General features: G+C 60.7%; 11 protein-coding genes. 5 read left to right on the top strand and 6 right to left on the bottom strand.

Going from position 1 to position 8,386, the window contains the following annotated elements; all coding sequences use genetic code 11:
* Nucleotides 1–651, bottom strand: a 651-nt coding sequence (locus WBP53_RS06605; protein ID WP_423927160.1) for an SDR family NAD(P)-dependent oxidoreductase, incomplete at its 3' end; no start/stop codon positions are given.
* A gap of 48 nt (nucleotides 652–699) precedes the next feature.
* Nucleotides 700–1,584 (bottom strand): pseudouridine synthase, encoded by an 885-nt coding sequence (locus WBP53_RS06600; RefSeq protein ID WP_423927162.1) that lies wholly within the window; start codon nucleotides 1,582–1,584, stop codon nucleotides 700–702.
* A 50-nt stretch (nucleotides 1,585–1,634) separates the two neighbouring features.
* On the opposite strand from WBP53_RS06600, the gene WBP53_RS06595 reads away from it, so the two are divergent.
* Together WBP53_RS06595 and WBP53_RS06590 are read left to right on the top strand one after the other, a co-directional pair.
* Entirely contained in the window at nucleotides 1,635–2,123 is a 489-nt protein-coding gene (locus WBP53_RS06595) for an MgtC/SapB family protein (protein WP_423927159.1), read from the top strand.
* 275 nt (nucleotides 2,124–2,398) lie between these two features.
* Nucleotides 2,399–2,764: a DUF6164 family protein gene (locus WBP53_RS06590; protein ID WP_423927157.1), complete on the top strand. Its 366-nt coding sequence runs from the start codon at nucleotides 2,399–2,401 to the stop codon at nucleotides 2,762–2,764.
* A gap of 50 nt (nucleotides 2,765–2,814) precedes the next feature.
* Here the strand turns inward: WBP53_RS06590 and WBP53_RS06585 are convergent, their stop codons facing one another.
* Nucleotides 2,815–3,321: a DUF1993 domain-containing protein gene (locus WBP53_RS06585; RefSeq protein ID WP_423927155.1), complete on the bottom strand. Its 507-nt coding sequence runs from the start codon at nucleotides 3,319–3,321 to the stop codon at nucleotides 2,815–2,817.
* A gap of 129 nt (nucleotides 3,322–3,450) precedes the next feature.
* On the opposite strand from WBP53_RS06585, the gene dbpA reads away from it, so the two are divergent.
* On the top strand, nucleotides 3,451–4,824 hold the full coding sequence (dbpA, locus tag WBP53_RS06580; RefSeq protein WP_423927153.1) for an ATP-dependent RNA helicase DbpA: 1,374 nt from the start codon (nucleotides 3,451–3,453) through the stop codon (nucleotides 4,822–4,824).
* Here dbpA and WBP53_RS06575 read toward each other — a convergent pair whose 3' ends face one another.
* Nucleotides 4,825–5,247, bottom strand: a complete 423-nt coding sequence (locus tag WBP53_RS06575) for a hypothetical protein (RefSeq protein ID WP_423927151.1) — start codon at nucleotides 5,245–5,247, stop codon at nucleotides 4,825–4,827.
* Between the two features lie 113 nt (nucleotides 5,248–5,360).
* Between WBP53_RS06575 and WBP53_RS06570 the strand changes: the two genes are divergently transcribed.
* Both WBP53_RS06570 and WBP53_RS06565 read left to right on the top strand, forming a co-directional pair.
* Entirely contained in the window at nucleotides 5,361–6,278 is a 918-nt protein-coding gene (locus WBP53_RS06570) for a hypothetical protein (protein WP_423927149.1), read from the top strand.
* A gap of 16 nt (nucleotides 6,279–6,294) precedes the next feature.
* Nucleotides 6,295–6,633 (top strand): tRNA-binding protein, encoded by a 339-nt coding sequence (locus WBP53_RS06565; RefSeq protein WP_423927147.1) that lies wholly within the window; start codon nucleotides 6,295–6,297, stop codon nucleotides 6,631–6,633.
* Nucleotides 6,634–6,700: 67 nt separating this feature from the next.
* On the opposite strand, the gene WBP53_RS06560 is transcribed toward WBP53_RS06565, so the two are convergent.
* Nucleotides 6,701–7,048 carry an SH3 domain-containing protein gene (locus tag WBP53_RS06560; protein ID WP_423927145.1) on the bottom strand — a complete coding sequence of 116 codons (348 nt, stop codon included), beginning with the start codon at nucleotides 7,046–7,048 and terminating at the stop codon, nucleotides 6,701–6,703.
* Nucleotides 7,049–7,121: 73 nt separating this feature from the next.
* On the bottom strand, nucleotides 7,122–8,318 hold the full coding sequence (locus WBP53_RS06555; RefSeq protein ID WP_423927143.1) for an acetyl-CoA C-acyltransferase: 1,197 nt from the start codon (nucleotides 8,316–8,318) through the stop codon (nucleotides 7,122–7,124).
* Between the last annotated feature and the right edge of the window lie 68 nt (nucleotides 8,319–8,386).

Here is an 8,386-nt window from a genome sequence, read left to right as displayed (position 1 = left end):
GAACGGAATCGAGGCGCTGAGCGATTCCTGCACGTTGGCTGGCATGCCGTCGACCATCGGGGTCCAGAAGATGCCGGGCGCGATGGTCATCACGCGGATGCCAAAGCGGGCCAGTTCGCGAGCCATGGGCAAGGTCATGCCGACGATCCCGCCTTTCGAGGCGGAATAGGCAGCCTGGCCAATCTGGCCATCGAACGCGGCAACTGAAGCGGTGTTGATGATCACGCCACGCTCGCCGTCTTCACCGGGATCGTTGGTCTGCATCAACTCGGCGGCAGCCTTGGCCACGTTGAACGAGCCGACCAGGTTGACCATGACCGTGCCTGCGAAATTCTTCAGCGGCATCGCGCCTTCCCGTCCGAGCATGCGTCCGGCACCGAGGATGCCCGCGCAATTGACGGCGACATTGAGACCGCCAAGAAACTCGCTCGCCGCGGCAACGTTGGTGCACACGCCATCCTCGTCGGTGACATCGGTGCGCAGGAATATGGCCTTGTCCTTGCCGAGGTGGGTAACGGCTTCGGCGCCCTTGTCATCATTCACGTCGAACAGGGCGACCTTGCCGCCACCGGCCACTACGAGTTCGGCGACGCTCAGTCCGAGTCCTGATACTCCGCCGGTGATAACAGCCTTGGTGCTTGCGATGTTCATGGGTTCTCCGTGGCGCAATCGGCAGCCGATCGTGCAAAGGCGCGCATTCTACAACGTCAGGCGACTTTCGAACCGGCGAGGCTGGCCGCTGAGCGGATCGACGAAGGAGAGGCTGCGGGCCAGCAGTTTCAGGGGGCGCTCGAAATCATCCTCGGCTTCGGGAGCGAGTTTCGGGTAGATCGGGTCATTGAGGATGCCTGCGCCCAGTGCGGCCATGTGAACACGCAACTGGTGCTTGCGACCGGTCACCGGAGTCAAGCCATAACGCCAGTGCGAAGGGTGCCTGGCGATGACCTCGATCCTTGATTCGCTGTTCGGTTGGCCTTGCTCCTCCTGCATCCGGAAAAAGGGTTCCCCACGGACCAATCGGCTTTGCCAGACCAGCGGGAACTCCTGATCGGGCAAGGGTGATGCCAGCGCCTCGTAGCGCTTCTCGATGCGTCGATCACGGAACAGTGACTGATAGGCGTCACGACTTGATGGTCGGGTCGAAAACAACACCAGGCCTGCGGTTCCGCGGTCGATCCTGTGGAGAGGAACCAGATCCCTGTTGCCGAGTTCATCGACAAGTCGCCTCAATAGCGTTTCGGCCACAAAGCGGCCAGCAGGGAGTACGGCGAGAAAGTGCGGCTTGTCGGCAACGACCAGGTCGTCGTCCACATGCAGGATACCCGCCTCGAACGGTATGCACTTTTCGTCCTCCACTTCCCGAAAGTAGTGCACCGTCATCCCGACGCGATACGGATCGCTTGCGAGCAGGACCTTGCCTCCGGCATCGAGCACGCGACCGCGCTCGAAACGATCAAGCCAGTGCGTTCGCGAAACGCCGGGGAATCGTTCGCACAAGCAGTCGGCAACGGTTTCCCACTGGCCAGGCGGAAGCTGAAGCCTGCACGGTGATTCGTTCAGCGAGTACTCGGGATAATCGACCATGTTCACCACGCTAACATGCGTCGCCAAGGCGACAAGGGTCTTGCATCACCATGTTCCAGGAAGTCGCAGCCACCGTCGCCAGTGAATTTTCGGACGTGCCGGATCTGGTCGAACTGACGCGTCTCGGCGTTCGCCTGCTGGTAGCTGCGATACTGGGTGCTGCGCTCGGCTACGACCGTGAAGTGAAAGGAAAGGCAGCGGGCATCAAGACACACATGCTGGTCGCAGTCGGTTCCGCCATCTTCATGATCATTCCCTTGCAGATCGGGGTCGAAGTGGGGGACTTGACCAGGGTCATGCAGGGCATGGTGACCGGCGTTGGTTTCCTTGGTGCGGGTACCATATTGAAGGGGTCCAGCGAAGACAGCGTCAAGGGCCTGACAACGGCCGCCGGCCTGTGGATGACTTCGGCAATCGGCATGACTGCCGGCCTGGGGCAGGAACTTTCCGCGGTACTTTGCACCTTGCTCGCGCTGATCGTCTTCTTCCTGATTCCGAGGCTGATGCGTTTGCTTGGAAGGAGTCCGGTGGATGGCTGACAAGACGAACGGCTGGTCAAGTGATGCAACCGCCACGACGCCTGCAAGCGCGCAGCGCAGCGCGCTGATGCAGACCTGCTGGCCGTTTCGGCAACTGTTCGTGCGTCGTGCCGCTCATGGATGTGCGAGTCTCGTGAAGGAGGCACACGCAGACGCGACCTTTGTGAAGCTGCTGCGGCTTCGGTTTCAGTGCGTCCATCCCCGGCGTCGTACCGTGTGAATGTCATGACGGTCGTGTCACCTGATAATCGTTGCCTTTACCTGGAGAGTTTCTGATGCGTCACCAGCTTCTCAACCTTCGCCATGTGCCCGATGATGAAGCTCAGGAGGTAAGGGAACTGCTGGATAGCAACCAGATCCCGTTCTACGAAACCCAGCCCAACCGCTGGGGGATTTCCGCCGGTGCGATCTGGATCGCGGACGATGCGAACGCGTCCCGGGCCAGGGAGTTGATGGTTGAATATCAGGCTGAGCGAAAAACCCGCGCGCGGGCAGAGCAGGAAGCTGCCCGGCTTGAAGGAACGGCGGAGACTTTCTGGTCACAAGCGAAAAGGCAGCCCATGCGCCTGGTCATGATCCTCTTCGGCATTGCGATCTTTGTTGCGCTGAGTCTCTGGCCGCTATTGTTGGCGGGTAGTTGATCGCAGCCTGTCGGCAGCAGGCGAGCTGCCGATGGTTGTGGACGACCGCGTCAAACGCCGCCGATGAAGTCAGGTTTCCCCAGCTCCACGCCGTTGTGTCGAAGGATGGCGTAGGCCGTCGCGCTATGGAAGAACAGATTCGGAACGACAAAGTGAAACAGATATGTCTGGCCAGTGAATTGAAGTTCATTGCCGCCGATGGTCAGGGCGATTGCCTTTTCCTCGCTGCCATCAATCTGATCCGGCTGGATTGATTGAAGGAACTTGAGCGTCCGCTCGATGCGGGTCTGCATCTGTTCGAAGCTTGTTTCCGTGTCCTCGTGCGTCGGGCGCTCCAGGCCGGCGAGGCGCGCTCCACCTCCGTTGGCGAGGTCCGTGGCGATCTGGATCTGGCGTGAGAGCGGAAACATGTTCGGATACAGGCGCGCCGCGAGCAGAACAGAAGGGTCGATCTTGTTCTTCTCCGCGTGCGCGGCAGCCTTCTTCAGGATGCCGGAAAGGTTGCCGAGTGCTCGGGCGAAGACGGGAACGGAAGCCTGGTACATAGAAATGCTCATGGATCTATCCATCTGGGTAGGGAGTTTTCGGCCGCCTGATTGCAATTCCGCGGGCCACTGGAGACAGTGGAGGTGAAAGTGCTGCCCGCAAGGGGATCGGAAGGACGCTGTGGCGTGCGATCATGGCGCATGAACGAATTCTCCACACTCAAACTGGACCAGGCGCTGCTGAGCGCCCTGGCCGCACTCGACTACACCGAAATGACTCCGGTGCAGGCTCAGAGCCTGCCGCATATCCTCGAAGGCCGGGATGTCATCGCCCAGGCCCCAACCGGAAGCGGCAAGACGGCCGCATTCGGACTTGGCCTGGTTTCGCGGCTGGATGCTTCCAAATCCTCGGTGCAGGCTCTGGTCCTGTGCCCAACCCGCGAACTGGCTGACCAGGTCAGCAAGGAAATCCGGCGTCTCGCCAGCTTTGTTCCCAACGTCAAGCTGCTGACGCTTTGCGGCGGAATTCCGCTGCGTCCCCAACTGGCATCGCTGACTCATCCGCCGCATGTGGTCGTGGGAACGCCCGGGCGCATCCAGGAACTGATCGACCAGGGTGCGATGAACCTGGAGGAATTGCGTGTCGTCGTTCTCGATGAAGTGGATCGCATGCTCGACATGGGCTTCAAGGACGCGATCACGGGCCTGCTCACGCAGAGCCCGAAGTCACGCCAGACCCTGATGTTCTCGGCCACGATTCCCGATGAAATCCGCAAGATGAGCCGAACGCTCCAGCGGGATCCCATCGAAGTGGCCACCGAGGCCGGAGTCGACCTGCCCGAGATCGAGCAGCAGTTCTATGAGGTGGACGGAGCACGACGATTCGATGCGCTTGTGCGCCTGCTGACCACCCATCGTCCGGAATCGACCCTGATTTTCTGCAACATGCGTCGTGATACCAAGGATCTCGCCGAAGGCCTGGTGAAAAGCGGATTCTCTGCCGCGGCCCTGCACGGCGACCTGGAGCAACGCGACCGCGATGAAGTACTGATGCGCTTCACAAACCGTAGTTGTGCGATTCTCGTTGCCACCGATGTCGCCGCGCGCGGGCTTGATATAGAGGACCTGCCAACGGTGGTCAATTGGGAAGTCTCGACCGATCCCGATGTGCATATTCACCGTGTCGGTCGTACCGGTCGTGCCGGTCGCAAGGGGCAGGCCTGGAGTCTGGTCGCGCCGCCCGAAATGCCACGTATCGCGCCGATCGAGGCTCGCTCGGGCCAGACATTCCGCTGGTCCAAGCTGCCTTCTGCAAGCGGTTCTGCCGAGCCGATCAGGGCGGCCATGAGTACCTTGTGCATCGACGGTGGACGTCAGGAAAAAGTGAGGCCCGGAGACATTCTCGGCGCACTGACCGGAGACGCAGGGATCGCCGCGGAGGCGGTTGGAAAAATCGGAATTTTTGCGACCCGATCCTACGTCGCGATTCGTCGTGATCAGGCGCAGGTTGCACTGAAGCGGTTACGTGACGGAAAGATCAAGGGACGCAAGTTTCGCGTCCGATCCATCGACTGATCAGGCTGTGTTGAGCATCTGCAGGCTGAAATAGCCCATCGCAAATGCCAGGACCAGTAACACGACTGCAGTCAGCTGCAATAGCTGGGCAAGGCTCCGGGCAGCCGTTCCGCGACGAATGACGGTGTCACGCATCACACGCGCATCAGGCAACGGCCAACGGCCGGCTGCCTTGGTTCGTGAAGCCTGGTGCGCTGCGTACCACGCCAGCAGGGCCAGGCAGATCGCACTGCCGGTCAGCCCGATGCCGATCATGCGGCGCAGGCGCAGGATCAGCAGATCGGTGCCGGAAATGGCGCTGATTTCGCCGAGCCAGCGTTGAAAGATGATAACGGCGATTACCGCCACGACGGCGGCAACTGCCAGTGCAATGAGGGTTTTGCGGCGCAATCTGGGATCTGCGCGAATCATGTCGTCACTCAAGATGCTCTCCGTGGACCTCGTCGTCGAGCATAGCGAGGTCCGGTCCGATTCCGTCTGCCGTATATCGCCAAATCACTGCGCCGGTCTATCCTAGGGGCATGAAGAATCCCTTGTTGACCCAACTCCTTCTGCTTGCTGCCGTTTCGCTGTCGGCTTGCCAGACCATGCCGCAGCGAAACAGCGCCACCGTGCTTGAGTCGCCAGGCCAGCGCGCGTGGTTCGACGGCGTCTACGACAATCATGAGCAGGTGGCGCAATCCTCGAGTATTCCTGTGCCTTGGGTGCGCTTTGAAATAGCGCCCCTGCAAAAGGCCGGATGGTATCTGTGGAAGGTCCGGCAGAAGGGCGATACCGAGCTGGAAGCGATCTGGGCCATGCGATCACTGAAGTCACTCGACGGCTCGGTCGTGATGACGCCGTGGCGAGCCCTGGTAGCGGATCCCGGGCTCGGCAAGGATTTCAACGAGGATCAATGGGTGGCCCTGGACGCCTGCACGCTGCGTGGTGCGATGACCTCCAGCGGCCTCGCAGTGCGAACCGATCTTCCTACCTGCGCAACAGTCGCTCCGGGCATAGGTGCTTCAGTCGCCTTGCTTCCGATATCCATCGATCATGTTGGCGAGGCCTTGCGCGTGCGACTTTACGCCGATCAGGTTCGAGGCGCGGATGCCTATACCGATGCGCGACTGGTGCGTTGGTTCACGGGGTGGGCTGCCATCAATGGGGCCGGACCCAATGCCAAGTCGGAGAGTTCGGACTGGCACATGAACCGTGATCTGCGCATTGGCAATGAAGGAGGGAAGGCGAGCGTGAACTGGCGCGATGGCCAGCCGTCCGGATATTCGCTAAGGCTTGAACGCGCGACCTATCGCGATGGGGATGTGCTGGTCTTGAAGCTGTCCGTGATCGAGGACGTCAGTGGGCGAGCAATCGCCTACGCGTGGGCGAACCCCGAAGCGACCAGCATCGGCATCAACCTGGGCTGGATCCAGGTCGGACTGGATGGCGCGACGACGGTGCCCAGCCGTTGATCTGGATTGTTTGCAGATGAATGACCACGCACTCAACCGGGATGAATTCGAACGTGTCGTAATGGTTGCCGGTACGGTGATTCGCGTTGAGTCGTTTCCGGAAGCCCGCAATCCTTCGTTCAAGATCTGGGTGGATTTCGGTCCATATGGCGAGCGCAAGACCAGTGCCCAGGTTGTCGCCCTCTATTCGGCGGACGAACTGGTCGGACGGCAAATCGTCGGTGTCATCAATTTCCCCGAGAAGCAGATCGGGCCATTCCGTTCGCAATTCCTGCTGACCGGGTTTCCTACCGCCGAAGGCGTGGTTGTCACCGCGATCGAGCGGCCGGTGCCGAATGGCACGCGTCTGGCCTGAATAATTTCAGCCGTGCCAAGCCACTGGTGATGATGCTGTTGAGCTGGAGATTGGGTGGAGCAGGTGTTCAGGTTCGCTCGAGAACCGAAACATGCTCGCAGGGGATCCAGCCTGCACTGCCATCATGTCGCGTCACCCAGAAGAATCCGCTCTCTTCAAGAACTGCATTCAACACCTCGTCGGGTTCGACGGTAAGCTCGATCGCATCGAAGTCTCGATCAATTTTCCATCTGCCGCTATCGTGAACCAGCCAGTTTCGCGGAGTCCATCCGGAACGTCCATCGTCGGCGCTGCACCAAACCCACCCTGCCATGTCCGTGGTCTTGCCAAAATCGGGCGTGACCCTGTCGTTGGCAGCTACGGATATCGGATTCTCGTAGGGCTGCTTGTAATGCTTGATGACTACAATCTGCATGCAGGATCGCCCTGAACCTGGAGCGTGGCGGGAGGCGGCTGCAGCCGCTTCCCGCACCCAACGACGGATGCACTCAGAGTGCTTCGAAAACCCCGGCCGCGCCCATGCCTGTGCCGATGCACATGGTGACCATGCCGTACTTCTGCTGGCGACGACGCAGGCCGTGGATCAGGGTTGCTGCACGAACGGCGCCCGTTGCGCCGAGTGGATGGCCGAGTGCGATCGCACCACCCAGCGGGTTGACCTTGCTGGCGTCGAGTCCTACGTCGCGAATCACGGCCAGGGCTTGTGCAGCGAACGCTTCATTGAGTTCGATCCAGTCCATCTGGTCCTTGCTCAGGCCTGCCAGCTTCAATGCCTTTGGAATGGCTTCGATCGGGCCAATACCCATGACCTCGGGGCGCACGCCGGCGACGGCGAACGAAACGAAACGCGCTATTGGCGTCAGATTGTATTCCTTTATCGCCTTCTCGCTGGCCAGCATCAACGCGCCGGCACCATCGGACATCTGCGACGAGTTGCCTGCCGTGACACTGCCGCCGGCCTTGAACACGGTGCGCAACCTGGCCAGTCCGGCAGCACTGGTGTCCGGACGCGGGCCTTCGTCGGTGTCGATGATGCGGCTGTCTGTCTGGATTGACCTTCCGATCAGGTCGGGGTAATGGTCGTCGAGCGCAAACGGCACGATTTCATCCTTGAATTCGCCAGCAGCGATCGCAGCCAGTGCCTTCTGGTGGGAAGCGAGCGCAAACGCATCCTGATCCTCGCGACTGACCTTCCACTCGCTGGCGACATTCTCGGCGGTAATGCCCATGCCATAGGCGATGGCGACGTTCTCGTCCTGGAATGCAGCTGGATTCATTGCGATCTTGTGCCCCATCATCGGCACCATGCTCATGCTTTCGGTACCGCCAGCCAGCATCAGGTCGGCATCGCCCGTGCGAATTCGGTCAGCAGCCAGCGCAATGGCCTGCACGCCTGAGGAGCAGAAGCGATTGATCGTCTGCGCCGGTACCGAGTTCGGCAGCCCGGCAAGCAGCACGCCGATGCGCGCCACGTTCATGCCTTGCTCGGCCTCGGGCATCGCGCAACCGATGATCGCATCCTCGATGCGTGACAGATCGATCCCCGGTGCACCGGCGACCGCCGCGCGGATCACATGGGCAAGCAGGTCATCGGGGCGGGTATTGCGGAAGATGCCGCGCGGCGCCTTGCCCACCGGTGTACGCACGGCAGAGACGATGTAGGCGTCTTGTAGTTGTTTGCTCATTGGCTTTCTCCGAAAGCGGGAATGGGGAATGGGGAGTCGGGAATTGAAACGGCAGGATCAGTGATGCG

The organism is Dokdonella sp. (assembly GCF_049593775.1).
Lineage (GTDB): Bacteria > Pseudomonadota > Gammaproteobacteria > Xanthomonadales > Rhodanobacteraceae > Dokdonella.
Note: the sequence above shows the minus strand (reverse complement) of the source record. Positions and strands in the feature narration are given on the sequence as shown.

Excerpts from the sequence above, each read along its gene's own strand:
- WBP53_RS06600 (WP_423927162.1), bottom strand. The coding sequence starts at position 1,584 with ATGGTCGATTATCCCGAGTACTCGCTGAACGAATCACCGTGCAGGCTT.
- WBP53_RS06595 (WP_423927159.1), top strand. The coding sequence starts at position 1,635 with ATGTTCCAGGAAGTCGCAGCCACCGTCGCCAGTGAATTTTCGGACGTG.
- WBP53_RS06590 (WP_423927157.1), top strand. The coding sequence starts at position 2,399 with ATGCGTCACCAGCTTCTCAACCTTCGCCATGTGCCCGATGATGAAGCT.
- WBP53_RS06585 (WP_423927155.1), bottom strand. The coding sequence starts at position 3,321 with ATGAGCATTTCTATGTACCAGGCTTCCGTTCCCGTCTTCGCCCGAGCA.
- dbpA (WP_423927153.1), top strand. The coding sequence starts at position 3,451 with ATGAACGAATTCTCCACACTCAAACTGGACCAGGCGCTGCTGAGCGCC.
- WBP53_RS06565 (WP_423927147.1), top strand. The coding sequence starts at position 6,295 with ATGAATGACCACGCACTCAACCGGGATGAATTCGAACGTGTCGTAATG.
- WBP53_RS06560 (WP_423927145.1), bottom strand. The coding sequence starts at position 7,048 with ATGCAGATTGTAGTCATCAAGCATTACAAGCAGCCCTACGAGAATCCG.
- WBP53_RS06555 (WP_423927143.1), bottom strand. The coding sequence starts at position 8,318 with ATGAGCAAACAACTACAAGACGCCTACATCGTCTCTGCCGTGCGTACA.